This is a genomic window from Streptomyces sp. SAS_272 (assembly GCF_052543235.1).
On the sequence record NZ_JBMNDR010000001.1, the window covers coordinates 234,026 to 258,622 of the forward strand.

The following is a 24,597-nucleotide window of genomic DNA, read 5'->3' on the forward strand; positions in this document are numbered from 1 at the left end:
ACACCCATTCTTCGTCCCCTCCCCGCGCGCACCGCAATTCCTGCGTCTCTACGCGCGTCCGGCCTTCGTCGTGTCGGACAAATCCGTCGTGCAGTCGTCATCGTCGTGGGCGCACTCCACCGAGCCGTACGCGCCGGTGCCGATCTCGGCGAAGTTGCGCAGGCTGTCGGTCCCGGGTTCGAAGTAGCCTCCGTGGCCCTTGGCCTCCCGTGCCGACAGCACCCGCGCACCGAACTCCCGCGCCATCGGGTCCTCGCCGTGACCGAGGCCGCCGACCTCCAGATGCGGCACGTCCTGGATCCAGTCGTCGGCGTCCCGCATCGCCCACACCCGGGCGTCGGTGCCCAGTTCTGAGGCGTTCTCCACGCGCATCCCGGGACTGCCCGCCACCGCGATGTCGGCCACCCGCTCGGGCATCGTGTGGGCGGCGACCCCGCAGACCACGGAGCCGTAGCTGTGGCAGAACATCGCCACGGGCGCGCCGCCCGGCAGCGCGTCGACGAGGGCGTTGAGCCGGACGGCGCCGTTCACGGCGCGCATCGCGGTGGCCGAGTCGATGCCCAGCCCGTCGGGGGAGGTGTAGTCGGCCCAGGCGATCACGGCCGTGCGCGTCGAAGGGCTCGCCTCGCGCTCTTCCGCGTACAGCGCCTGGGCCATGCCGACCGGCGCCGAGTACTTGCGGTTGGTGCGCTGGAAGGTGAGCAGGTCGGTGTCGACGCCGGGGACGACGATCGAGATCCGGTCCGCCTCGTCGAGACCGCCGAACACCTCGGCGGCCCGGCCCGAGCCCTCCGGGTCGAAGGCGAGGATCTGCCGGCCGGGGGCGCTCAGCGCCTCGTAGCGGTGCATCCGGCGTTCGGCCAACTGCTGCCCGGCGGGCGAGAGTCGGCTGTCGTGCGTCCGGGTCCGCTCGATCGCCGCCTGCCGCAGCAGCGCGAGGCGGTTGGCGCGATAACGCAGCCCGGTGGGGGCGCCGTTCATGTTGCCGACGGTGAGCGGGTACTTCTGCGTGAGCGCGGTGCGCTGCGTCGCGGTGAGCGAGGAGAAGAAGCGGGCGAGCCGCGCGGGGCCGGAGTCGAGGTCCGGCAGCGCGCGGCCGGCGAGCCGGCCGTGCTCCCAGGCGGTGCGCGAGGTGTGCAGGGCGCTGGTGTCCCGTTGCTGGCGGACGGCGGTCCAGCCGGTGGTCGCCAGCATCACGAACACCACGGCCAGAGTGGCGAGGGTGCGCCAGACGCCGAGTTGCGGGGAGGTGTCGAAGGAAGTCACTGAAAGGACACACTAGGAGAACGAGACGGTCTCGAGTGACCCAAGTGACGGGGATCACGTTTCGTTCGGCGTGGGAATGGTCATGAAGACCCTCAGGCCTTGCGCCGGGAGACCTTCAGGCCGTGCGCCAGTCCCCCAGCAGTGCGGGTCCCACCCCGTCGAGGTACTCCGCCGTCAGCGCGCGGATCCCGTCCAGGCTGAAGTCGTCGCCGACGGACCACTGTCGCTCCGTCACCCGCATCACGCCGCTGAAGACGGCGACCGCAAGCCGGGGCCGGGGGTCGGCGTCCACGTCGAGCCCCTCGCGTACGGCGATCACCCCGGCGAGGTCCTCCTCGACCTCCGTGGACCGCCGCAGATGCGCGGCGAGCAGCACCGGCGTCGACTCGATCACCCGGTACATGCGCAGATACTGCTCCACCGGCGCGACCGACTCCACGACCTCGTTGATCGAGTGCCAGCCCTCCAGCACGGCCTGCCGCAGCGCCTCCAACGGCGGCTCGTGCGGCGGGCGTTCGCGCACCGCCTGCACGAACCGGTCCACCGTCATCTCCACCAGGGCGAGCGCGGCCTCCTCCTTGCCGGCGAAGTAGCGGAAGAAGGTGCGCTGCGAGACGTCGACCGCCTCGGCGATCTGATCGACCGTCGTCTCGTCGTACCCCTGGGAGGTGAACAGCTCTACGGCGGCCCGCAGCAGCGCGTCCCGGGTGCGCTGCTTCTTGCGTTCGCGCAGTGTCGTCGGCATATGTGTCAGTTACCGACTTGTGAACTCGTTTGTCAATTGTCAGTGGCTGTCACTAGCCTCGAACGCATGACTAGTCAGACCACCATCGACTCGACGGGTCCGGGGGGCAAGGCGCCGGCGGACCGATCGGACGGGCCGCCCGCCAAGGGGCTGCGCGGCCACCCGTGGCTCACCCTCATCACCGTCGCCGTCGGCGTCATGATGGTGGCCCTCGACGGCACCATCGTGGCCATCGCCAACCCGGCCATCGCCAGTGACCTGGGCGCCACGTTCGCCGAGGTGCAGTGGATCACCAACGCCTACTTCCTCGCCCTCGCGGTCTCCCTGATCACCGCGGGCAAGCTCGGCGACCGCTTCGGCCACCGCCAGACGTTCCTGATAGGCGTGGTCGGCTTCGCCGCCGCCTCCGGCGCGATCGGCCTGTCCGGCAGCATCGGCGCGGTCGTCGCCTTCCGGGCGCTCCAGGGCCTGTTCGGCGCCCTGCTCATGCCGGCCGCGCTCGGCCTGCTGCGCGCGACCTTCCCGGCCGAGAAGCTCAACATGGCCATCGGCCTGTGGGGCATGGTCATCGGCGCCTCCACCGCCGGCGGCCCGATCCTCGGCGGGGTCCTCGTCGAGCACGTCAACTGGCAGTCGGTGTTCTTCATCAACGTGCCGGTCGGCGCGCTCGCCCTGGTGCTGGGCGTGCTGATCCTGCTCGACCACCGTGCGGAGAACGCCCCGCGCTCCTTCGACGTCCCCGGCATCGCCCTGCTCTCCGGCGCGATGTTCTGCCTCGTCTGGGCCCTGATCAAGGCTCCGGCCTGGGGCTGGGGCGACGGGAGGACGTGGGCGTTCGTGCTCGGTTCCGCGGTGCTCTTCGTGGCCTTCGCCGTGTGGGAGTCGAAGGTGCGCGAGCCGCTGATCCCGCTGGCGCTGTTCCGGTCGGTCCCGCTGTCGGCGGGTGTGGTCCTCATGGTGCTGATGGCGATCGCCTTCATGGGCGGTCTGTTCTTCGTGACGTTCTACCTCCAGAACGTGCACGGCATGAGCCCCATCGACGCGGGCCTGCACCTGCTTCCGCTGACCGGCATGATGATCGTCGGCTCCCCGGTGGCGGGCGTGCTGATCACCAAGCTCGGCCCGCGCATCCCGCTGGCCGGCGGCATGGCGGCCACCGCGATCGCCATGTACGGCATGTCCACGCTGGAGACGGACACCGGCAGCGGTGTCATGTCCGTGTGGTTCGCGCTGCTGGGCTTCGGCCTCGCCCCCGTCATGGTCGGCGCGACCGAGGTCATCGTCGGCAACGCTCCGATGGAGCTGTCGGGTGTGGCGGGCGGTCTCCAGCAGGCCGCCATGCAGATCGGCGGCAGCCTCGGCACGGCCGTGCTGGGCGCCGTGATGGCCTCCAAGGTGGACGGCGACCTGCCGGCCAACTGGAAGGACGCGGGCCTGCCCGAGCTCACCCCGGCGCAGCTGGACCAGGCCTCGGAGGCGGTCCAGGTCGGCGTGGCGCCGGTCGCCAAGGGCACCCCCGAGGCGGTCGCCGCGAAGATCGCGGACGTCGCCCACGACACGTTCATCTCCGGTATGAGCCTGGCCTCGCTGGTCGCCGCCGGGGTGGCGGTCGTCGCCGTCTTCGTCGCGCTGCTCACCAAGCGCGGAGAGAACGCGGAGGCGGGCGCGGGCGTCGGTCACATCTGACGGGATTTCGGCGACTTTCCCCTATCAGGGTGACAGCGCTAAAGGTCTCTCGCCTTCGGCACGCGTCACAGGTCACAGTGGGTCAAGCCCTCCGGATGGCAGGGCCCGCCAGGGCTGTGGCGCGCTGTCGGGGGGGGAAAGCGCGCCGACCGCCCGGCGGCCGCGGGGCATGGACCGCGTTTCACGGGTTACCCGTTCATCGAAACATCCCCGGAATCCAGGGAGTTGACGATGGCCGGATTCGGAAACGGCGCCCGCAGGTACCCCCGCTCGCCTGGCCGCACCAGGTCAGGGACCGGGCCGGACAGCGCGACGCTCGGCATCATCGGCCTCGTCTGCGCGGTCGCCGGATTCTTCGCGCTGGGGATCGTCCTCGGCCCCGCGGCGATCGTGTGCGGCTGGCTGGCCATGGGCCGCACCTGGGCGGGCCCCCGTCCGGTACCGGCCCTGGTCGCGGTCGTCCTCGGCGCGATCGACACCCTGCTGGCCCTCGTCTGGCTGGCGGGAGCGGCGGGCACGGGCAACGGGCTGCTCTGACCCAGGCCTACGGCCGGCCCGATGTCCGGCCCCGGCCGGATGTCCGGCCTCGCGCCGATTGCCTCCCCCGCGCCGATCTCCGGCCCGCCCCGGGCCTGCGGTCCCTGCCCTGCGGCCGTGAGCGGTCGCCGCGGCGACCTCTCCCGGGGCGGCTTTCCGGCCGACGCGGCGGCTTCCGGCCGGGCGGCTCCCGGCTAGCGGGGCGGGCGGCCGGCGGTCAGGGACGGGGCCTTCCGGGCGCCGTCCCGCAGCGCCGCGACCTCGCTCCGCAGCGCCCTCACCTCCTCCGTCAACGCCAGGATCGCCTCCGTCTGCGCGCGTTCCTCGACGTCGTCCTTCTCGAACCGCTCGATGAACCACGCGGCGATGTTCGCGGTCACCACACCCAGCAGAGCGATCCCGGAGAGCATCAGCCCGACGGCGATGATCCGCCCCAGGCCGGTGGTCGGCGAGTGGTCCCCGTACCCCACGGTCGTCATCGTGGTGAACGACCACCACAGCGCGTCACCCAGTGTCCGGATGTTCCCGTCCGGCGACTCGCGCTCGACCGACAGCACGGCGAGCGAGCCGAACATCAGCAGTCCGACGACCGCGCCCACGACGTAGGTCGTCATCCGGATCTGCGAGGCCATCCGGGCCCGCCGGCCCACCAGCAGCAGCGTCGAGACCAGCCGCAGCAGCCGCAACGGCTGGAGCAGCGGCAGCACGACCGCGCACAGGTCCAGCCAGTGCGTACGGACGAACCGCCGCCGCCCGGTCGTCAGCGCCAGCCGGATCAGATAGTCCGCGGCGAACGTCCCCCACACGGTCCACTCGACCGCGGTGCACACCACCGTCGTCGAGGGACCGGCCGAGGTGTCCACGATCGGCACCGCGTAGGCGACGGCGTACATCACGGCGAGGGCCAGCAGGGGCCGTTGCGTCCACTGCTCCCACCGGTCCTGCCGGTCCCACCGGGGCTGCGCCGTTCCTTCGTGCATGGTCGCATAGTAAAGAACGGGTAAGGGCGGTGAAGCCCGAAGGGCGGTGGAGCCCGAAGACTCCACCGCCCCTCGTCCGCCCGGGTCGTGCGGAGACTACGCGTCGCCCCCGGCGGCCCCCGGGTCCGCCGCAGAGACGTCCAGCAGCTGGTACCGGTCGATGGCCTGCTTCAGCAGCGACCGGTCGACCTTGCCCTCCCGTGCCAGCTCGGTCAGCACCGCCACCACCACCGACTCGGCGTCGATGTGGAAGAAGCGGCGAGCCGCCCCGCGGGTGTCGGCGAAGCCGAAGCCGTCCGCGCCCAGCGACTGGTACGTGCCCGGCACCCATCGGGCGATCTGGTCCGGCACCGACCGCATCCAGTCCGAGACGGCCACGAACGGCCCCTCGGCCCCGGAGAGCTTGCGCGTCACGTACGGCACCTGCTGCTCCTCCTCGGGGTGCAGCAGGTTGTGCCGCTCGACCTCGACGGCTTCGCGCCGCAGCTCGTTCCAGGAGGTCGCGGACCAGACGTCGGCCTTGACGTTCCAGTCCTCGGCGAGGATCTTCTGCGCCTGGACCGCCCACGGGACGGCCACGCCGGACGCGATGATCTGCGCCGGGATCGACCCCGAGGCGCCCTCGCTGAAGCGGTGGATGCCCTTGAGGATGCCCTCGGCGTCCACGTTCGCCGGCTCGGCGGGGTGCTGGATGGGCTCGTTGTAGACGGTCAGGTAGTAGAAGACGTCCTCGCCGTGCGGGTGTTCGGCGGAACTGCCGTACATCCTCCTGAGCCCGTCCTGCACGATGTGCGCGATCTCGAAACCGTAGGCCGGGTCGTAGGCGACGCAGCCCGGGTTGGTCGAGGCGAGCAGCTGCGAGTGGCCGTCCGCGTGCTGGAGTCCCTCACCGGTCAGGGTCGTACGCCCGGCGGTCGCCCCCAGGACGAAGCCGCGCGCCAACTGGTCCGACATCTGCCAGAACTGGTCGCCGGTGCGCTGGAAACCGAACATCGAGTAGAAGACGTAGACCGGGATCAGCGGCTCGCCGTGCGTGGCGTAGGCCGATCCCGCCGCGATCAGGGAGGCGGTGCAGCCCGCCTCGGAGATGCCGTCGTGCAGCATCTGACCCGTCGGCGACTCCTTGTACGCCAGCAGCAGCTCGCGGTCGACCGACTCGTACTGCTGGCCGAGCGGGTTGTAGATCTTCGCACTCGGGAAGAAGGAGTCCATGCCGAAGGTGCGGTACTCGTCCGGCGCGATCAGCACGAACCGCTTGCCGAGCTCCTTGTCCCGCATGAGGTCCTTGAGGAGCCGCACAAAGGCCATGGTCGTCGCGATGGACTGCTGGCCCGAGCCCTTCTTCACGCTCGCGTACGTCTTGTCGTCCGGCAGCGCGAGCGGTTCGGAGCGCACCACACGGGTCGGGACGTAGCCGCCGCAGCTCTTGCGGCGGTCGTGCATGTACTGGATCTCCTCCGAGTTCCGGCCGGGGTGGAAGTACGGCGGCACGCCGCCTTCCAGCTCCTTGTCGGAGATCGGCAGGTGCAGCCGGTCGCGGAAGCCCTTCAGGTCGGCGACCGTCAGCTTCTTCATCTGGTGCGTGGCGTTGCGGCCCTCGAAGTTCGGGCCCAGCGTCCAGCCCTTCACCGTCTTGGCGAGGATGACCGTCGGCTGACCTGTGTGCTCCACGGCCGCCTTGAACGCCGCGTAGATCTTCCGGTGGTCGTGACCGCCGCGGCCCAGGTGCAGGATCTGGTCGTCGGTCATGCCCTCGACCATCGCGCGCAGCCGGTGGTCGTCGCCGAAGAAGTGGTCCCGGATGTAGGCGCCGGACTCGGTGGCGTACGTCTGGAACTGACCGTCCGGCGTCGTGTTCATCCGGTTGACGAGGGTGCCGTCGCGGTCCTGCGCGAGCAGCGGGTCCCACGACCGGTCCCAGATCAGCTTGATCACGTTCCAGCCGGCGCCCCGGAAGACCGACTCCAGCTCCTGGATGACCTTGCCGTTGCCGCGCACCGGCCCGTCGAGCCGCTGGAGGTTGCAGTTGACCACGAAGGTCAGGTTGTCCAGGCCCTCACGTGCGGCGATCGTCAGCTGGCCGAGCGACTCCGGCTCGTCCATCTCGCCGTCCCCGAGGAACGCCCACACGCGCGACTTCGACGTGTCGGCGATCCCGCGCGCGTGCATGTAGCGGTTCATCCGCGCCTGGTAGATCGCGCCGATCGGGCCGAGGCCCATCGACACCGTCGGGAACTCCCAGAAGTCGGGCATCAGGCGCGGGTGCGGATACGAGGACAGCCCGTGCGGCGCCTTGGACTTCTCCTGGCGGAAACCGTCGAGGTTGTCCTCGCTGAGCCGGTCGAGCAGAAACGCGCGCGCGTAGATGCCCGGCGAGGCGTGGCCCTGGAAGAAGACCTGGTCGCCGCCGTCGCCCTCGTCCTTGCCGCGGAAGAAGTGGTTGAAGCCGACGTCGTAGAGGGACGCAGAGGAGGCGAAGGTGGCGATGTGGCCGCCCACGCCGATGCCCGGCCGCTGGGCTCTGGACACCATGACGGCCGCGTTCCAGCGGGTCGCGTTGAGGATCTTGCGCTCGATCTCCTCGTTGCCCGGGAAGAACGGCTCGGCCCTGGTGGGGATCGTGTTGACGTAGTCCGTGCTGCGCATCTCGGGCACGGCCACGCGCTTCTCGCGGGCCCGCTCGATCAGGCGCAGCATGAGATAGCGGGCCCGCTCCCGGCCGCGCTCGTCGATCGCGGCGTCGAGGGAGTCGAGCCACTCCTGGGTTTCCTCGGGATCGAAGTCAGGAACCTGACTCGGAAGGCCGCCAATGATGATCGGGTTGCGATCGGATCCGGAAGCCACGCTGTTCCTTACCTGTCAGAGGGGCTGTGTGGGGCTGGGTGGGGCTATGGGTCTCGCTCGGCGCCTCCCGGGCGTCACGCGGATGGCTCCGCCTGGCTCCCGGGCGCCTGCACCGCCCCATCGTCTACCTAGGCGCCGCAAACGTCATCTCTACCCCTAGGTAACAGCAGCCTGTTCGCATCTCGTACCCTTGGATGGTTCTCAAATGCGCAAACAGGGCAGATAGGTGTGGTGTACGTCACCATTCGTCCGCATCGTGTGCTTGGAGTTGCGTCGAGACGGCCAGGATCGTCACCGTTTCGGCGGTCCGAACCGCCGGGTACTTGCGCGATCCGTCCCGTCCGTGTGGACTACGGCCAATGCCTCGCGCACGCGCGTGGCTGAGATTCCCCCCAGCCCTGGACGGGCCCGGGGGAACCCCATCCGAATCAAGATCAGGAGGCAACCCGTGAGCGCGACCGCGGACCACGCGGAGGAGCGGACCAGCCCTGCCGTCAGGCTGGGTTTCCAGCCCGAGCAGGTGGTCCAGGAGATCGGCTACGACGACGACGTCGACCAGGAGCTCCGCGAGTCCATCGAGGAAGTCATCGGCAGCGATCTGGTGGACGAGGACTACGACGACGTCGCCGACGCCGTGGTGCTCTGGTTCCGCGACGATGACGGAGACCTGACGGATGCGCTGGTGGACGCCACCACGTACATCGAGGAAGGCGGGTCGATCCTCCTCCTGACGCCGAAGACCGGCCGTACGGGATACGTGGAGCCGAGCGACGTCTCCGAAGCCGCGACGACTGCGGGTCTGTCGGCCAGCAAGAGCGTCAGCGTCGGCAAGGACTGGAGCGGCAGCCGGCTGGTGACGCCCAAGGCGGCCAAGTCCAAGAAGTGATGTGACGTGCGGACGGGCCGGGCTCACGCCTTCGGCCCGTCCGTCGGCCTTCGGCGGCTGCTGCGTAGGGTGGGTCTCACCCAGACAGCCCCACCCGAAGGGACATCCAGGCGATGGCGATCCAGGTCGGCGACAAGGCCCCCGACTTCGAGCTCAAGGACAACCACGGCCGGGCCGTGAGGCTCTCCGACTTCCGGGGCGACAAGAACGTCGTCCTGCTCTTCTACCCCTTCGCCTTCACCGGTGTGTGCACCGGGGAGCTGTGCGAGGTGCGCGACCACCTGCCGCAGTTCTCCGACCGCGACACCCAGGTGCTCGCCGTGTCCAACGACTCGATCCACACCCTGCGCGTCTTCGCCGAGCAGGAGGGCCTGGAGTACCCGCTGCTCAGCGACTTCTGGCCGCACGGCGAGGTGTCCCGGGCCTACGGCGTCTTCGCCGAGGACAAGGGCTGCGCGGTGCGCGGCACCTTCGTCATCGACAAGGAGGGCGTCGTGCGCTGGACGGTCGTGAACGCCCTGCCGGACGCCCGCGACCTCGGCGAGTACGTCAAGGCGCTCGACACCCTGTGATTCTTCGGCCCCAGGGCCTGCGTGCTTCGGGAACCCGTCACTAGGATCGACACGTTGATCCGATATCCGACGCATCACGGGGCTCCCCGCCCCAGAGACCAATGGAGGAGTTCGTGGGAGTCAGCCTCAGCAAGGGCGGCAACGTATCGCTGACCAAGGAGGCCCCGGGCCTGACCGCGGTCATCGTCGGTCTGGGGTGGGACGTCCGCACCACGACCGGCACCGACTTCGACCTGGACGCCAGTGCGCTGCTGGTGAACAACGCCGGCAAGGTCGCCAGTGACGCCAACTTCGTCTTCTTCAACAACCTGAAGAGCCCCGACGGCTCGGTCGAGCACACCGGTGACAACACCACCGGTGAGGGCGAGGGCGACGACGAGGCGATCAAGGTCAACCTCGCCACGGTCCCGGCCGACGTCGACAAGATCGTCTTCCCGGTGTCGATCTACGACGCGGAGAACCGCCAGCAGTCCTTCGGTCAGGTCCGCAACGCGTTCATCCGCGTCGTGAACCAGGCCGGCGGCGCCGAGATCGCCCGCTACGACCTCAGCGAGGACGCGAGCACGGAGACCGCGATGGTCTTCGGCGAGCTGTACCGGCACGGCGCCGAGTGGAAGTTCCGTGCCATCGGCCAGGGCTACGCCTCGGGTCTGCGCGGCATCGCGCAGGACTTCGGCGTCAACGTCTGAGTCACCCGCACCACCCGAGTCACCCGATCGTCCGACCCCAGGCGCCGCACCGTTCTCACGGGCGGCGCCTGGGGGTCCCCTCCGGGGGTGCAGGACAACCGAAGAGACTGCCTGAGCACGACCTAGGGGAGGACCAGCAATATGGGCGTCACGCTCGCCAAGGGGGGCAACGTCTCCCTGTCCAAGGCCGCGCCGAACCTCACTCAGGTGATGGTCGGACTCGGCTGGGACGCGCGCTCCACCACCGGAGCCGCCTTCGACCTGGACGCCAGCGCCCTGCTGTGCACCGGCGGGCGGGTCATGGGGGACGAGTGGTTCGTCTTCTACAACCAGCTCCAGAGCCCGGACGGCTCGGTGGAGCACACCGGCGACAACCTGACCGGCGAGGGCGAGGGCGACGACGAGTCGCTGATCGTGAATCTCCTCAAGGTGCCGCCGCAGTGCGACAAGATCGTCTTTCCCGTCTCCATCCACATGGCCGACGAGCGGGGCCAGACCTTCGGTCAGGTGTCCAACGCGTTCATCCGCGTCGTCAACCAGGCCGACGGCCAGGAGCTCGCCCGCTACGACCTCAGTGAGGACGCCGGCACGGAGACCGCGATGATCTTCGGCGAGCTGTACCGGTACCAGGGCGAGTGGAAGTTCAGGGCCGTGGGACAGGGGTACGCGTCGGGTCTGCGGGGCATCGCGCTCGACTTCGGGGTGAACGTCTCCTAGGTCCCGCATTCCGCACGGAGGCCGGCTACCGATCGGTACGGGGCCCGCCCGCCCCCTACGGAGCAGTCGACCCTTAGACTTCGCAGCTGGAAGTCAACGTTTCGTAAAGCCGAGTACGGCGCGGGGGAAACCCGCCCTCAGATCCGTCTGGGGGGACCCCCAACACAGGATTGGGTAGCCAGTGCTTCTGAAAACTTTCGGCTGGTCGTTCGCGATCACCGCGCTCGGCCTCGTCGCAGCGGCCTTCTACGGGGGGTGGGAGGCGCTCGGCATCGTGGCGATCCTCTGCATCCTGGAGATCTCGCTGTCGTTCGACAACGCGGTGGTCAACGCCGGGATCCTGAAGAAGATGAGTGCCTTCTGGCAGAAGATCTTCCTCACGATCGGCGTGCTGATCGCGGTCTTCGGCATGCGGCTGGTCTTCCCCGTCGTCATCGTCGCCATCAGCGCCAAGATCGGTCCGATCGACGCGGTCGACCTCGCGCTCAACGACAAGGACCAGTACCAGCAGCTCGTCACCGACGCCCACCCGTCGATCGCCGCGTTCGGTGGCATGTTCCTGCTGATGATCTTCCTGGACTTCATCTTCGAGGACCGGGACATCCAGTGGCTGCGCTGGATCGAGCGCCCGCTCGCCAAGCTCGGCAAGGTCGACATGCTGTCGGTCTGCATCGCGCTGATCGTCCTGCTGATCACGTCCTTCACCTTCGCCACGCACGCCCACCAGCACGGCGGGGCCCACGTGGACAAGGCGGAGACGGTCCTGATCTCCGGCATCGCCGGCCTGATCACGTACATGGTCGTCGGCGGTCTCTCCGGCTACTTCGAGGACAAGCTCGAGGAAGAGGAGGAGCGGGAGCACGAGGAGGAGGAAGAGGCCGCGCGCACCGGCAAGCAGCGCCCGGCGATCGTCCTCGCCGGCCAGGCCGCGTTCTTCATGTTCCTCTACCTCGAGGTCCTGGACGCGTCCTTCTCCTTCGACGGAGTGATCGGCGCCTTCGCCATCACCAACGACATCGTCCTGATGGCCCTCGGCCTCGGCGTCGGCGCGATGTACGTCCGGTCCCTCACCGTGTACCTGGTCCGCCAGGGCACCCTCGACGACTACGTCTACCTGGAGCACGGCGCCCACTACGCGATCGGCGCCCTCGCCGTGATCCTCATGGTCACCATCCAGTACCAGATCAACGAGGTCATCACCGGCCTCGTCGGCGTGGTCCTGATCGCCTGGTCCTTCTGGTCCTCCGTGCGCCGCAACAACGCGCTGGCAGCGGCAGAGGGAAAAGCGACGGCCTCGGACGACAAGACTGAGGTCTCGTCCGGGGTGTGATCACCTTCTGCGGGAGGAACGCTCTGAGCGGGGCGGCCGGTGAGGAAACTGTCCTCCACGGCCGCCCCGCCGGTTTTCATCATGGGACGTGGGGGCGGGGAATGGGCATCTTCGACGGGCTCCTGGGCAGCCGCGCGACCGACTTCGACTCGGGCAACGCGGCCACGAACGCAATCGAGCTGACCAAACGGCACAGCCAGGTCTCGCTCACCAAACAGGGGGCCGCCACCGGCAACCTGCGGGTCAACCTGGCCTGGCGGATGCGGACGTCCGACATCGGAGGGCCCCAGCGGGAGAGCCTGCTGCGGCACCCGTTCAAGGCGCTGCGGCCGCCGGAGGTCGTCGGGCACAGCCAGAGCATGGTCAACGTCGACCTCGACCTCGGCTGCCTGTACGAGCTGGCCGACGGGACGAAGGGCGTCGTGCAGCCGCTCGGCGGACTGCTCGGGGACGTGAACGCGGCGCCGTACGTCAAGCTCAGCGGCGACGACCGGTTCGGGTCGGCGTCCGGCGAGACGATGTACGTCAACCTCGACCACCGCGACGAGATCAAGCGGCTGCTCGTCTTCGTGTACATCTACGACCAGACGCCGGCCTTCGACCGCACCCACGCGATCGTCACGCTGTACCCGAGCAACGGCCCGCGGATCGAGATCGGCCTCGACGAGCGGCACCCCCAGGCCCGCTCCTGCGCGGTGGTGATGATCGAGAACGTCAAGGGCGAGCTGATGGTGCGCCGCGAGGTGCGGTTCGTCTACGGCTTCCAGGCGGAGCTGGACCGGCTGTACGGGTGGGGGCTGCAGTGGGGGCGCGGCTACAAGACCAAGGCCGAGCGGTAGCGGAGGTCCTCCGGGGCCCACCCGGAGCCTTCGGCCGCTCGGCGTCCTCGGCGTCCTCAGCGTCCGACGAACTGCGGTCCCTGCGGCGGCAGCCGGAACGAGCCGTCCGGGTAGCCGTAGCCGTAGGTCGGCAGGCTGGCCGGATAGCCGTAGGCGGGCGGCTGCTGGGGGACGGCCGACGTGGGCCGCTCCGGCGGCAGCGGCTGCGACAGGCTGGGCGTCTGCGGAGCCGGCGTGGCGGCCTCGGGGACGTCGGCCTCCTCGGACTCGTCGACCGAGATGCCGAAGTCGGTGGCCAGCCCCTTGAGGCCGTTGGAATAGCCCTCGCCCAGTGCGCGGAACTTCCAGCCGTCGCCGCGCCGGTACAGCTCGCCGCAGATCAGGGCCGTCTCCTGGCCCGTCTCGGGGCGGATGTCGAAGGTGGCCAGCGGCTCGCCGTCGGTCGTCGCGTCGTACAGCGCGATGGTGAGGGCACGTACGCGGTCGAACGTGACGCCGTCCGCCGAAGCGGTCAGGAGAATACGGCCGACGCCGGACTCGACACCGGACAGATCGGTCTGGATCGTGTCGGTGAGGCCCTCGGCGACCCGCTTCTTGCCGAGTCGCCACACCTTCCCGGAGGGGTGCCGGGGCTGGTTGTAGAAGACGAAGTCCTCGTCGGAGCGCACACGGCCGTCGAGACCGAGGAGCAGCGCGGAGGCATCGACGTCCGGGACCCCCTGCCCGGGGGTCCAGCGCAGCACGGCGCGCACCGTGGTGGCTTTCAGCGGGACGTTCGACCCCTTCAGCATCGCGTGCGTCATGCGGTCATCCTGCCTTCTCGGGCCTGCTCACGACAACGCGGGGTACTCGGCGACCTACATGGACGAGTTACCTGAAATTCATGCCCTGGGGGAACCTGGGACATGGATCCCTACGTACTATTACCGGCCACCTCTTGCCGAATCCATGCCATACCTTGCACCACGGGGGAGATTCATGCGTCATTTCGGGCACCTCGCCCCTGAGGTGCGACAGCGCCTGTTCCACCGGGAGCCGTGCGTCTTCGACCCGGACTCGCCGGCCAGGCTGCTCTCCGCGGCTCTGGGCGCCACGCTCTACAGCCCGGCCACCCGGCCCCGGCTGGCGGACGACGTCGTCAAGCAGACCGGGCGCGGCGTGGTGTCGATGGTGCTGTGCCTGGAGGACTCCATCGGCGACGAGGACGTCGCGGCCGGCGAGGAGAACCTCGTCCGGCAGTTCGCCGACCTCGCGGACCGGTCGGGCGTGGAGCTCCCCCTGCTTTTCATCCGGGTGCGCACGCCCGAACAGATCCCCGACCTGGTCCGGCGTCTCGGCGGCGCCGCGCGGCTGCTCAGCGGATTCGTGTTCCCGAAGTTCACCGAGGAGCGGGGCATCCCCTTCCTGGAGGCGCTGGCCGGTGCGGAGGCGGCGAGCGGGCGCCGCCTGTTCGGCATGCCCGTGCTGGAGACGCCGGAGCTGATGTACCGCGAGTCGCGGGTGGACGCCCTGGAGGGCATCGCCCGCGCCGTCGACAAGTACCGCAGCCGGGTCCTCGCGCTGCGCCTCGGCGTGACCGACTTCTGCTCCGCGTACGGGCTGCGCCGGGCGCCCGACATGACCGCCTACGACGTCCAGATCGTCGCCTCCGTGATCGCCGACGTGGTGAACATGCTGGGGCGGGCCGACGGCAGCGGGTTCACGGTGACCGGGCCGGTGTGGGAGTACTTCAGGGTCCCCGAGCGCATGTTCAAGCCGATGCTGCGGCACAGTCCCTTCCTGGAGGGGCAGGCCGTGGAGCTGCGCGAGAGACTGATCGAGCACGCGATGGACGGTCTGCTGCGCGAGATCTCCCTCGACCAGGCCAACGGCCTGCTGGGCAAGACCTGCATCCACCCCTCGCACGTGCCGGCCGTGCACGCGCTGTCCGTGGTCAGTCACGAGGAGTACAGCGACGCGGCGGACATCCTGCGGCCGGAACGCGGCGGTGGGGGTGTACTGCGGTCGCAGTACACGAACAAGATGAACGAGGTGAAGCCGCACCGCGCCTGGGCCGAGCGCACCATGCTGCGCGCGGAGGTCTTCGGCGTCGCGCACGAGGACGTCAGCTTCGTCGACCTGCTCGCAGCCGGCATTCCCGGCTGAACACACCTCACGATCTAGGGACGCATGAGAAACGCAGTGAACAACGGGGTCTGGTCCGGGACCTGGGTCGCCGAGCGGCTCGGACTGGAACTGGTGGGCGACGACGCGCTGCCGCAGATGCTGGGGCTGGCCCTGCGCCGCAACCCCAAGCGGGCGCATCTGCTGGTCTCCCACGTCCTCGGCAAGCACGTCCCGCAGTCCCCGGCGGTCGTCCACGGCCACGGCCTCGCTCTCGGGTGCCGCGTGCGGGAGCTGCTCGGCCCCGAGGAGGCGGCGAAGGCGGTCGTCCTCGGCTACGCGGAGACGGCCACCGGCCTCGGCCACTGCGTCGCCGACGGCGTCGGCGTCGCCGCGTACCTGCACTCCACCCGGCGCCCGGTCCCGGGCGTCGCGACGGCGGGCGGCTTCGAGGAGTCCCACTCCCACGCCACCTCCCACCTGCTGCTTCCGGAGGACCCGACGCTGCTGGTCGGCGACGGCCCGCTGGTGCTGGTGGACGACGAGTTCTCCACCGGCAACACGGTGCTGAACACGATCCGGGACCTGCACGGGCGCTATCCGCGGGAGCGGTACGTCGTCGTCGCCCTCGTCGACATGCGCTCGGCGGCCGACGCGGGCCGCCTCGACGACTTCGCCCGCGAGATCGGCGCCCGGGTGGACCTGGTCGCCGCCGCCTCGGGCGCCGTCCGCCTCCCGGAGGGGGTGCTGGAGAAGGGACAGGCCCTGGTCGCCCGGCACGAGGCGGAGGCCGCCGCGAACGGTGAGCGGTCGGCCGCGGGTTCGTCGGGGCCGGTCGCGCAGCTCCCCGCGCCCCTCGAGGACGTTGCGGCCGACGCCCGCCGCGACACCCAAGGCGCGCACCCGGCAGACGACCGCACCGGGCAGACGTCCCCCCGGGGCAGCGCGACCCGCGTGGACCTGCACTGGCCGCGCGGGCTGCCGGACGGCGGCCGGCACGGGTTCACCCCGGCGCACCGGGACCGGCTGGAGGCCGCACTCCCGGCCATGACCGCCCGCCTGGCGGAGGCGATACCCGGCGACGCCCGGAGCGTCCTCGTCCTCGGCTTCGAGGAGCTGATGTACACCCCGCTGCGGCTGGCGCGGGAGCTGGCGGAGGCCGTGCCCGCAGAGGTGCGCTACTCGACCACCACCCGCTCACCCGTCCTCGCGGTCGACGACCCCGGCTACGCGATACGCAGCCGAATCGTTTTCCCCGCCCACGACGAGCCCGCCGACGGCCCCGGCGAGCGCTATGCCTATAACGTCGCAGGCGGCGGCTTCGACGCCGTCGTCGCCGTCGTGGACTCGGTGGCGGACACCCCGTCGCTGCACGCCCCCGACGGCCTGCTGTCCCGCCTCGCCGCGCACACCCCGCACGTCGTCCTCGCGGTCGTCCCCTCGTACGTCCCCGAGCCGCTGTACGCAGCCGCACTGCCGGAAAAGAGATCCCTCATGCTGCCCGAGCCCCTTCGCGGCCCCGCCTTCTCGTCGTACGCGCCCGAGGAGGTCGGCTGGCTGCTCCAGGACCTCTCGGACGTGACGCTGGAGGCGCCGACCGAGGAGCGGGAGGAGGCCATCCAGAGCGGCGGCGCGCACTACGCCGAGTCGCTGCCCGTCGAGTACCAGCCCAGCGAGCAGTACCAGGAGCTGTTCCACGCGGCGCTCAAGACCTCGGCGGCGCGGATCGCGCAGGCCGTGGGCGTCGTCACGGAGACCGTGATCGCCGAACGGTCCCCGCGGCCTGTCCTCGTCTCGCTCGCCCGCGCCGGGACCCCGGTCGGCGTGCTGATGCGCCGCTGGGCGCAGTTCCGGCACGGTCTCGACCTGCCGCACTACGCGGTGTCGATCGTGCGCGGCCGGGGCATCGACGCCAACGCGCTGCGCTGGCTCGCGGCCCATCACGACCCGCGGGACGTCGTGTTCGTCGACGGCTGGACCGGAAAGGGCGCGATCACCCGGGAACTGGCCGCGGCGGTCGAGGAGTTCGAGGCGGGCGGCGGTGCGGCGGGCTTCGACCCGGAGATCGCGGTGCTGGCCGACCCGGGCTCCTGCGTGCGGACGTTCGGCACCCGCGAGGACTTCCTCATCCCGTCCGCCTGCCTCAACTCGACCGTCTCGGGGCTGATCTCACGGACCGTCCTGCGCGCCGACCTGGTCGGCCCGGACGACTTCCACGGCGCGAAGTTCTACCGCGAACTCGCCGGCGTGGACGTCTCGACGGACTTCCTGGACGCCGTGGCCGCCCGCTTCCCCGAGGTCGCGGAAGCCGTCGGCGGCGCGGTGAAGGAACTGCTCGCCGGCGACCGCACACCGAGCTGGGAAGGCTGGGCGGCGGTCGAGCGGATCAGCGAGGAGTACGGCATCCACGACGTCAACCTGGTCAAGCCGGGCGTCGGCGAGACCACCCGGGTGCTGCTGCGCCGGGTGCCGTGGAAGATCCTCGCGCGGGCCGGGGCGGGCGCCGACCTGGACCACGTGCGGCTGCTCGCCGGACAGCGAGGGGTGCCCGTCGAGGAGGTCGGCGACCTGCCCTACACCTGCGTGGGGCTGATCCACCCGCAGTTCACCCGCGGCGCGACCGGCGCCGACGGCAAGGCGGTGACGGTCTGATGCCGGTTCTGGTGGCGAGCGACCTCGACCGTACGCTCATCTACTCGGCGGCGGCCCTGGCGCTGACCATGCCGGACGCCCGGGCGCCTCGGCTGCTGTGCGTGGAGGTGCACGAGGCGAGACCGCTGTCGTTCATGACCGAGACGGCGGCGCAGCTGCTCACCGACCTCGGGGACGCGGCGCTGTTCATGCCGACGACCACCCGGACGCGCAAGCAGTACCAGCGCATCAACCTCCCCGGGCCTCCGCCGAAGTACGCGATCTGCGCCAACGGCGGCCATCTCCTCGTCGACGGGGCGACCGACCACGACTGGCACGCACGTGTGCTCGCGCGGCTGGCCGACGAGTGCGCGCCGCTCGCGGAGGTCCAGGAGCACCTGGCGAAGACGGCGGACCCGCTCTGGCTGCGCAAGCAGCGCGTCGCCGAGGACCTGTTCGCCTACCTCGTCGTGGAGCGCGAGCTGCTGCCCGAGGAGTGGGTGAAGGAGCTGGCGGCCTGGGCGGAGAACCGCGGCTGGACCGTGTCGCTCCAGGGCCGCAAGATCTACGCCGTGCCGAAGCCGCTCACCAAGAGCGCGGCCGTGCGCGAGGTGGCCCGCCGTACCGGCGCCGAACTGACGCTCGCGGCGGGCGACTCGCTGCTCGACGCCGACCTGCTGCTGGCCGCGGACCGCGGCTGGCGTCCGGGCCACGGCGAGCTGGCCGACGCGGCCTGGGCGGCCCCGCAGATCACCGCCCTGCCGGAGCGTGGCGTGCTGGCGGGGGAGCGCATTCTGCGGGAGTTCCTCAGGGACTGCCGCGGAACCCGGCCCGCGTAAAGGGCTGCAAGCGGTACATGACCGACGGAAAGGGTTTCCGTCGGTAACACCTTCAGGAACAGCAGCCCCCGCCGCAGCAACCGCCTCCGCCCCCGCCGCCCGCTTGTGGCGCGGGGGCGGATTTCGTTCCGCCGACGGCCACCGTGGACAGAAGTTTGACCGTATCGTCGTGCCCGGCGGGGCAGTCCGCGGGGTCGGCGGACTGTGCCATCGGGCGGCTCAGTTCGAAGGTGTCGCCGCAGGTCCGGCAGCGGTACTCGTAGCGAGGCATGCGGTCAGACTAAGCCCCTATGCTCGGAGACGGTGTCAGCAGTTTTAGCTCTGTTCACTTCTGTCACTTTCTTATGTGGAGAACTTGCGAAGAGCGCTGGTAATTTGAGAGCGCCGCGCTGAGCCCCGAGGTCGAAGGGTTCACTGTTTGCGGCCGCGTCAACGGCAACCATGTCAGGCCCTCGTAAGTCTGTACGTCTGCCTGCGAGCAATACGGAGTGCGGGAGGGAGACGGGTCGTGACCCAGGCGGGGCAGGGGGAGGAGCCCCAAGAGCCGGATGCCACCATGCAGTTGAAGGTGCCGCCCGCTTTCCAGGCGGACGAGACCATGCAGCTGCGCGTGTCGGACATACCGGTCGAGCCGGATATATCCCAGGGGGGTGCCGACGGTGAGGCGCGTTCGTCGAAGAATCGGCGCAAAGCCCCCCGGCCTCCCCTGCATGTCCGCATTTCCGCCGCTCTGGGCCCCCGGCTCGCCCCGCTCCTCGCCGTGCTGGCGCCATATGTGTCTCGTGTCACTCCGTACGTCCGCAAACTGCGCCCGCAGTACCCGCGGCCCGGCCGTGACGACTGGCGGCGCTGGATACCCTCCTGGCGGCAGTGGCTCGGCGGGGTCCTCAGCTCCATAGGCCTGAGCGCCATGTTCCTGGTCGTCGCCTACGCCGCCACCGACATCCCGGACAATCTCAACACGTATGCCACACAGCAGGACAACGTGTACTTCTGGGCCGACGGGACGCCGATGGCCCGCACCGGCTGGGTGCAGCGGCAGGCGATGCCGCTGAAGGACATCCCCGAGGACGTCCGCTGGGCCGTGCTCTCCGCGGAGAACGCGAGCTTCTACAGCGACCCCGGCATCTCCTTCAAGGGCATCGGCAGGGCCCTGTTCCGCACCATCGGCCAGGGCGACACGCAGGGTGGCTCCACGATCACCCAGCAGTACGTGAAGAACGTCTACCTGAACCAGAACCAGACGATCAGCCGCAAGTTCACCGAGGCGATGATCTCCCTCAAGCTCGACAACCAGATGAGCAAGGACGACATCCTCGAGGGCTACCTCAACACCAGCTGGTTCGGCCGCGGCACCTACGGCATCCAGCGCGCCGCCCAGGCCTACTACGGCAAGGACGTCGGCGAGCTCAACGCCAGCGAGGCCGCGTTCCTCGCCTCGCTCCTCAGGGGCGCCGGCCTGTACGACCCGACCCTCAACTCCGCCAACCGCGCCCGCGCCGTCGAGCGCTGGTCGTGGACCCTGGACCGGATGGTCGAGACCGGCAAGCTGTCGAAGGCCGAGCGCGCCACCTACACGAAGTTCCCCGAGCCGCTCAAGGCCAACCCGCTGTACGACACCGGCGAGCAGAGCGACTACCTGGTGGAACTCGCCGCCCAGTACGCCAAGAAGGCCGGGAACATCTCCGACAAGGACTTCGACCTCGGCGGCTACCAGATCTACACGACCTTCGACAAGAAGCGCGAGGCCCAGCTCACCGACGCCGTCGCCAAGGCCCGCGACAAGGCCCTCAAGGACGATCCGAAGAACGCGAAGGCCGCCCACTACGGCGCCTCCTCGGTGGCCGCCGACGGACGGATCCTCGCCGTGTACGGCGGCCCCGACCACCGTACGCAGGGCTACAACGAGTCCAACGCCACCACCGTCCCGGCCGGCAGCGCCTTCCTGCCGTTCGTCTACGCGGCCGGGCTCGAGCACGGCGTCCACAAGACCCGCGACGGGGCCACCACGCCCGTCACCGGTGACTCGCTGTACGACGGCAACGACAAGGTGCCGGTGAAGACGCCCGAGGGCCCCTACTGGGACCGCAGCGGCAAGCAGGTGGCCGCGCAGAACGACGGGGGCAGGTCCTACGGGCAGATCTCCCTGCGCCGGGCGCTGGAGCTGTCGGTGAACACGCCGTTCATGCAGCTCGGCATGGACACCGGCCTGGACCTGGTGCGCGCCAGCGCCGAGAAGTCCGGGCTGCTGCCCTCCAGCTTCGGGGCGCAGGTGCCGGCCCTGACCATGGGCAGCGCAACGCCCAGCGCGATCCGCATGGCCAGCGGCTATGCCACCTTCGCCGCGGACGGCAAGCACACCGAGCCGTACTCGGTGCGCCTGATCACCAAGAACGGCACCAAGGTCGTCCTGGACACCCCGACCGCCGACCGCGCGATCAGCGCGCGCGTGGCCAGGGAGGTCAGCTCCGCGCTCGCCGACTCCTTCCGCACGGCCCACCCCGCCGACACGCCCGCCACGCCTTCCCGGGTGGCCGGCAAGGCGGGCACCACCCAGGGCGACACCGCCGCCTGGTTCGTCGGCTCCGCCAAGTCCGTGTCCACGGCGGTCGTCGTCTACCGCATCGACCTCACCAAGAGCCTCGAACCGCTTCCCCTGAAAGGCATCGCAGGCACGACCCAGAAGAGCGTCCCCTACGGCATCTGGTCAGGTGCCATGAGCCCGCTCGGCTGACCACCGCGCAGGCCCCCGCGTCCCCAGAATCCGGAGAATGAGCCGCACATGAAGTCACCGTCGGGCCGCCGCCGCAAGGCCCCGGCAACAACGCGCCACCCCGCTGCCACGCACCCGGGGTTCCTGACGCTGGCGGCGCTGCTCGTCGTCGCGTCCCTGGTGGCCGGATATCTGGTGCTCAACCGCACGGCGAACACCGAGCCGACGGCGTCTTCGGGGGACAGCAAGAAGGCGTCGGCGGGGGCCACCGAGGAGCCGGCGTGGGACGGCAAGACACATGTCCTGGGGGACGGGTCCACCTCGTACACCGGTCCGCAGAAGGGTGAGCTGAAGGCGGTCCCGCTCAAGCCGGGGGAGAAGCCGCCCCAGTTCGTGGTCTTCTCCTGGGACGGCGCGCTCATGGGCGACGACGGCCTCTTCGAGCACTACCGGAAGATGGCCGAGCAGTACAACGCGCACATGACCTTCTTCCTCACCGGCATCTACCTGCTGCCCAAGAGCAAGAAGGACCTGTACTCCCCGCCGCAGCACCCCAAGGGCTCCGCGGCGATCAGCTTCCCCACCGACGAACACATCCGCACCACGCTGGAGCAGCTCGGCGAGGCGTGGAAGGAGGGGAACGAGATCGGCACCCACTTCAACGGCCACTTCTGCGGCGCCAAGGGCGGCGGGGACTGGAGCGTCGAGGAGTGGAAGAGCGAGATCGACCAGTTCTACAAGTTCGTCGAGAACTGGAAGACCAACACCGGCTACAAGGACATCGCCCCGCTGCCCTTCGACTTCAAGAAGGCGGTCGTCGGCGGCCGTGCGCCCTGCCTCGAGGGCCAGGCGAACCTGCTGAAGGCCGCGAAGAGTTACGGCTGGCGTTACGACGCCTCCTCCGCCGGCGACTTCCAGATCTGGCCGACGAAGAAGAACGGCATCTGGGACTTTCCGCTGCAGATGCTCCCTTACGAGGGCGGTAAGTACCAGGGCCTGTCCATGGACTTCAACTTCCTGTACAACCAGTCGAAGGGGGAGGTCGAGGGCAACCCGGCCGAGTACCCGCAGTGGGAACAGGAGACCGCCGACGCCTATATGGCGGGCTTCAACCGCGTGTACTACGGCAGCAGGGCCCCGCTCTTCATCGGCAACCACTTCGAGGAGTGGAACGGCGGCATCTATATGAAGGCCGTCGACCAGATCATCGAGAACGTGTGCACCAAGAAGGACGTCAAGTGCGTGTCCTTCAAGGAGCTCGCCGACTGGATGGACGTCCAGACGCCCGCCACGCTGGAGCGGCTGCGCACGCTGGATCCCGCGCAGAGCCCGGACTGGTCGACGGTCGTCAAGTGACCGCCGGGGGACGGCGGGTGAAGTAACCAAACCTCAACCGCAACCCCCTTCACAACAGCCACACACTCCGTGCAAGGATGCCCTCCTCGGCATCCCATCGCCGGGGCAAGAGGGGAAACATCAGTGAAGTCAAGGAAATTGAAGGCGACACGCCGCCGCGTCGCGATACTCGGGGCCGCCGCCACCTCGGTCGTCGCCGGAGTGGCGCTGCTGCCCAACTGGTCCGCGGGCGCCGCGGTCGTCGACGACCCCACGGTCGACGCCAAGACGAAGGCCACCTTCCAGAGGCTGGCCGACGCGGTCTTCACCGACCGTACCGACGCGCTGGTCACCGGCGCGCAGGGCGACCGGTCGAAGCCGCTGACCGACGGTTTCTCGGGCGACGTCAAGCTGAGCTCCGGCACGGCCCGCACGGAGGACGCTGCGCTCTCCACGCTCGGCCAGCGCAAGGAGAAGCTGGCGAAGGCCGGCGAGAAGTACAGCAAGGCCGCCACCACCGTCACCCTGAACGCCACGCGCGTGACGGGCCGCACGGCCAAGGCCGCGGTCACCGAGACCACGACCCTGACCTACGCCCAGACGCGCGGCAACGCCCCGAAGACCACCGGGTTCCAGGCCAGGCACGAGCTGACGTTCAGGGCCGACCAGCAGGGCAACTGGCAGCTCACCACCATCCGGGACACCGACCAGGGTGGCCTCGCGGTGAACACGCTCTCCAAGCCGACGCCGACGGTGAAGGTGACGACGGCGGACGACACCATGCCGAACGCCCAGCGCGCGGCGACCACCCGCAACCCGGCCGCCGTGCCGAAGACGGGCACCGCGTACGACTACAAGGCGATGGCGGCCTACGCCGAGAAGTACGTGTACACGTACAACAAGGACTACCCGGACTTCAACAACCACACCGCGGGCGGCGACTGCACCAACTTCGTCAGCCAGTCCCTCAAGGCCGGCGGCTGGAAGCACGTCCCGGGCTACGTGTACGACTACACCAAGTGGTTCGGCAACGCCGACATCCAGTCCGACTCGTTCGTCGGCGTCAACGAGTGGTCCTGGTTCGCCCAGAACTCCAAGCGGACCACCCCGCTGGCCAACGTCTACCAGCTCGAGGTCGGCGACGTCCTCCAGATGGACTTCGACCGCGACGGGTCCAAGGACCACACGATGATCGTCACGGCCAAGAGCAACGGCGTGCCCTACGTGACGTACCACTCGAACAACACCCTGCGCAGGTCGGTGGCGAGCCTTGTCGCCTCCTACCCGACGGCGTACTACTACGCCTACCGCACCTGATCGGGGCTCACCGCACCTGATCCGGCCGGCCCGTCGCTCCCCTCGGGGTGGCGGGCCCGCCAGTACGGGTTGTCGTGCGGCAGGGCGGACCCCACCCTGCCGTACATCCCGAACACCATCAGCAGGATGCCGATCACAAAGCTGAGCATGCAGTTCTGGATCTCGAAGGCCAGGAAGTTGTAGTCCGTCTCCAGCAGGGCCATGTTCAGGAACCCGCTGAGGATGAACAGCACGCCGAAGACCATGTTCAGGGTGGACGCGACGTTCCCGCCGATCACCATGCCCGCGACGAGCAGCAGCCCGACCGCGACCGACAGCCAGCTCAGCGCGCCGTTGGTGTTGAGGCTCCACACCTGGTCCCCGCCGGTGTCGAAGAAGCCGATCCTGTCGATGATCCCGAAGACGCCGAAGACGATCAGACCCAGGCCCATCAGCCCCGCGCCGATCCGGTAGACCAGGTTCAGCCGGTGATCGACGGGCAGATGGTCGTCGATCCTGATCCGCCGTTTCGAGCCGGAACGCAGTGCGTGCGTCGCCATCTCCGCCTCCCGATAGGTGAGACATGCCG

The 24,597-nt window shown here is 69.5% G+C and carries 21 protein-coding genes; 14 read left to right on the plus strand and 7 right to left on the minus strand.

The window, feature by feature from the left end:
- Positions 1–48: 48 nt before the first annotated feature.
- The gene (locus tag ACN6LD_RS00985; protein WP_319187589.1) at positions 49–1,266 is read right to left on the minus strand and encodes an alpha/beta hydrolase; all 1,218 of its coding nucleotides are present in this window, start codon (positions 1,264–1,266) and stop codon (positions 49–51) included.
- Positions 1,267–1,381: 115 nt separating this feature from the next.
- Positions 1,382–2,011, minus strand: a complete 630-nt coding sequence (locus ACN6LD_RS00990; protein WP_445042203.1) for a TetR family transcriptional regulator — start codon at positions 2,009–2,011, stop codon at positions 1,382–1,384.
- A 66-nt stretch (positions 2,012–2,077) separates the two neighbouring features.
- Between ACN6LD_RS00990 and ACN6LD_RS00995 the strand changes: the two genes are divergently transcribed.
- Positions 2,078–3,697: an MFS transporter gene (locus ACN6LD_RS00995; protein ID WP_319187592.1), complete on the plus strand. Its 1,620-nt coding sequence runs from the start codon at positions 2,078–2,080 to the stop codon at positions 3,695–3,697.
- A gap of 231 nt (positions 3,698–3,928) precedes the next feature.
- Positions 3,929–4,234, plus strand: a complete 306-nt coding sequence (locus ACN6LD_RS01000) for a small hydrophobic protein (protein WP_319187594.1) — start codon at positions 3,929–3,931, stop codon at positions 4,232–4,234.
- Between the two features lie 194 nt (positions 4,235–4,428).
- Here the strand turns inward: ACN6LD_RS01000 and ACN6LD_RS01005 are convergent, their stop codons facing one another.
- Positions 4,429–5,214, minus strand: coding sequence for a potassium channel family protein (locus ACN6LD_RS01005; RefSeq protein ID WP_445042204.1), 786 nt, complete (start codon positions 5,212–5,214; stop codon positions 4,429–4,431).
- Between the two features lie 96 nt (positions 5,215–5,310).
- Complete coding sequence (gene aceE, locus ACN6LD_RS01010; protein ID WP_319187598.1) at positions 5,311–8,058, minus strand: pyruvate dehydrogenase (acetyl-transferring), homodimeric type; 2,748 nt, start codon at positions 8,056–8,058, stop codon at positions 5,311–5,313.
- A 448-nt stretch (positions 8,059–8,506) separates the two neighbouring features.
- On the opposite strand from aceE, the gene ACN6LD_RS01015 reads away from it, so the two are divergent.
- The 6 genes from ACN6LD_RS01015 to ACN6LD_RS01040 all read left to right on the plus strand — a co-directional run bounded on the left by ACN6LD_RS01015 (position 8,507) and on the right by ACN6LD_RS01040 (position 13,091).
- Positions 8,507–8,944 carry a DUF3052 domain-containing protein gene (locus ACN6LD_RS01015; RefSeq protein WP_319187600.1) on the plus strand — a complete coding sequence of 146 codons (438 nt, stop codon included), beginning with the start codon at positions 8,507–8,509 and terminating at the stop codon, positions 8,942–8,944.
- A 113-nt stretch (positions 8,945–9,057) separates the two neighbouring features.
- Positions 9,058–9,516, plus strand: a complete 459-nt coding sequence (locus ACN6LD_RS01020; RefSeq protein ID WP_319187602.1) for a peroxiredoxin — start codon at positions 9,058–9,060, stop codon at positions 9,514–9,516.
- Between the two features lie 113 nt (positions 9,517–9,629).
- On the plus strand, positions 9,630–10,205 hold the full coding sequence (locus tag ACN6LD_RS01025) for a TerD family protein (RefSeq protein WP_057583419.1): 576 nt from the start codon (positions 9,630–9,632) through the stop codon (positions 10,203–10,205).
- 141 nt (positions 10,206–10,346) lie between these two features.
- Positions 10,347–10,922: a TerD family protein gene (locus ACN6LD_RS01030; protein ID WP_057583039.1), complete on the plus strand. Its 576-nt coding sequence runs from the start codon at positions 10,347–10,349 to the stop codon at positions 10,920–10,922.
- 181 nt (positions 10,923–11,103) lie between these two features.
- On the plus strand, positions 11,104–12,252 hold the full coding sequence (locus ACN6LD_RS01035) for a DUF475 domain-containing protein (protein WP_319187605.1): 1,149 nt from the start codon (positions 11,104–11,106) through the stop codon (positions 12,250–12,252).
- Between the two features lie 101 nt (positions 12,253–12,353).
- Positions 12,354–13,091, plus strand: coding sequence for a TerD family protein (locus ACN6LD_RS01040; protein ID WP_057583043.1), 738 nt, complete (start codon positions 12,354–12,356; stop codon positions 13,089–13,091).
- Positions 13,092–13,147: 56 nt separating this feature from the next.
- Here ACN6LD_RS01040 and ACN6LD_RS01045 read toward each other — a convergent pair whose 3' ends face one another.
- On the minus strand, positions 13,148–13,894 hold the full coding sequence (locus ACN6LD_RS01045) for a TerD family protein (protein ID WP_319187608.1): 747 nt from the start codon (positions 13,892–13,894) through the stop codon (positions 13,148–13,150).
- Positions 13,895–14,069: 175 nt separating this feature from the next.
- On the opposite strand from ACN6LD_RS01045, the gene ACN6LD_RS01050 reads away from it, so the two are divergent.
- From ACN6LD_RS01050 to ACN6LD_RS01060, 3 genes are read left to right on the plus strand one after another with little or no spacing between them, the layout of a single operon-like run.
- The gene (locus ACN6LD_RS01050) at positions 14,070–15,236 is read left to right on the plus strand and encodes an HpcH/HpaI aldolase/citrate lyase family protein (RefSeq protein WP_319187610.1); all 1,167 of its coding nucleotides are present in this window, start codon (positions 14,070–14,072) and stop codon (positions 15,234–15,236) included.
- Between the two features lie 24 nt (positions 15,237–15,260).
- The gene (locus tag ACN6LD_RS01055) at positions 15,261–17,846 is read left to right on the plus strand and encodes a phosphoribosyltransferase (protein WP_445042205.1); all 2,586 of its coding nucleotides are present in this window, start codon (positions 15,261–15,263) and stop codon (positions 17,844–17,846) included.
- Entirely contained in the window at positions 17,846–18,664 is an 819-nt protein-coding gene (locus ACN6LD_RS01060) for an HAD family hydrolase (RefSeq protein WP_445042206.1), read from the plus strand. The genes ACN6LD_RS01055 and ACN6LD_RS01060 overlap by 1 nt, the downstream gene beginning before the upstream one ends.
- A gap of 52 nt (positions 18,665–18,716) precedes the next feature.
- Here ACN6LD_RS01060 and ACN6LD_RS01065 read toward each other — a convergent pair whose 3' ends face one another.
- On the minus strand, positions 18,717–18,935 hold the full coding sequence (locus ACN6LD_RS01065) for an FmdB family zinc ribbon protein (protein WP_079041556.1): 219 nt from the start codon (positions 18,933–18,935) through the stop codon (positions 18,717–18,719).
- Positions 18,936–19,220: 285 nt separating this feature from the next.
- Between ACN6LD_RS01065 and ACN6LD_RS01070 the strand changes: the two genes are divergently transcribed.
- From ACN6LD_RS01070 to ACN6LD_RS01080, 3 genes are all read left to right on the plus strand, one after another.
- Positions 19,221–21,398: a transglycosylase domain-containing protein gene (locus ACN6LD_RS01070; RefSeq protein ID WP_445042308.1), complete on the plus strand. Its 2,178-nt coding sequence runs from the start codon at positions 19,221–19,223 to the stop codon at positions 21,396–21,398.
- Between the two features lie 48 nt (positions 21,399–21,446).
- A complete protein-coding gene (locus ACN6LD_RS01075) occupies positions 21,447–22,733 on the plus strand; it encodes a polysaccharide deacetylase family protein (RefSeq protein ID WP_319187616.1) in 1,287 nt (428 codons plus the stop codon).
- 138 nt (positions 22,734–22,871) lie between these two features.
- Positions 22,872–24,029, plus strand: a complete 1,158-nt coding sequence (locus ACN6LD_RS01080) for an amidase domain-containing protein (RefSeq protein WP_445042207.1) — start codon at positions 22,872–22,874, stop codon at positions 24,027–24,029.
- Here the strand turns inward: ACN6LD_RS01080 and ACN6LD_RS01085 are convergent.
- Entirely contained in the window at positions 24,017–24,568 is a 552-nt protein-coding gene (locus ACN6LD_RS01085) for a DUF4383 domain-containing protein (RefSeq protein WP_319187619.1), read from the minus strand. The genes ACN6LD_RS01080 and ACN6LD_RS01085 overlap by 13 nt on opposite strands.
- Positions 24,569–24,597 lie beyond the last annotated feature (29 nt).

Coding starts and splice junctions, on each gene's coding strand:
- ACN6LD_RS01060 (WP_445042206.1), top strand. CDS start 17,846: ATGCCGGTTCTGGTGGCGAGCGACCTCGACCGTACGCTCATCTACTCG.
- ACN6LD_RS01070 (WP_445042308.1), top strand. CDS start 19,221: ATGCAGTTGAAGGTGCCGCCCGCTTTCCAGGCGGACGAGACCATGCAG.
- ACN6LD_RS01075 (WP_319187616.1), top strand. CDS start 21,447: ATGAAGTCACCGTCGGGCCGCCGCCGCAAGGCCCCGGCAACAACGCGC.
- ACN6LD_RS01005 (WP_445042204.1), bottom strand. CDS start 5,214: ATGCACGAAGGAACGGCGCAGCCCCGGTGGGACCGGCAGGACCGGTGG.
- ACN6LD_RS01040 (WP_057583043.1), top strand. CDS start 12,354: ATGGGCATCTTCGACGGGCTCCTGGGCAGCCGCGCGACCGACTTCGAC.
- ACN6LD_RS01045 (WP_319187608.1), bottom strand. CDS start 13,894: ATGACGCACGCGATGCTGAAGGGGTCGAACGTCCCGCTGAAAGCCACC.
- ACN6LD_RS01065 (WP_079041556.1), bottom strand. CDS start 18,935: ATGCCTCGCTACGAGTACCGCTGCCGGACCTGCGGCGACACCTTCGAA.
- ACN6LD_RS01055 (WP_445042205.1), top strand. CDS start 15,261: ATGAGAAACGCAGTGAACAACGGGGTCTGGTCCGGGACCTGGGTCGCC.
- ACN6LD_RS00995 (WP_319187592.1), top strand. CDS start 2,078: ATGACTAGTCAGACCACCATCGACTCGACGGGTCCGGGGGGCAAGGCG.
- ACN6LD_RS01085 (WP_319187619.1), bottom strand. CDS start 24,568: ATGGCGACGCACGCACTGCGTTCCGGCTCGAAACGGCGGATCAGGATC.
- ACN6LD_RS01000 (WP_319187594.1), top strand. CDS start 3,929: ATGGCCGGATTCGGAAACGGCGCCCGCAGGTACCCCCGCTCGCCTGGC.
- ACN6LD_RS00990 (WP_445042203.1), bottom strand. CDS start 2,011: ATGCCGACGACACTGCGCGAACGCAAGAAGCAGCGCACCCGGGACGCG.
- ACN6LD_RS01020 (WP_319187602.1), top strand. CDS start 9,058: ATGGCGATCCAGGTCGGCGACAAGGCCCCCGACTTCGAGCTCAAGGAC.
- ACN6LD_RS01030 (WP_057583039.1), top strand. CDS start 10,347: ATGGGCGTCACGCTCGCCAAGGGGGGCAACGTCTCCCTGTCCAAGGCC.
- ACN6LD_RS01050 (WP_319187610.1), top strand. CDS start 14,070: ATGCGTCATTTCGGGCACCTCGCCCCTGAGGTGCGACAGCGCCTGTTC.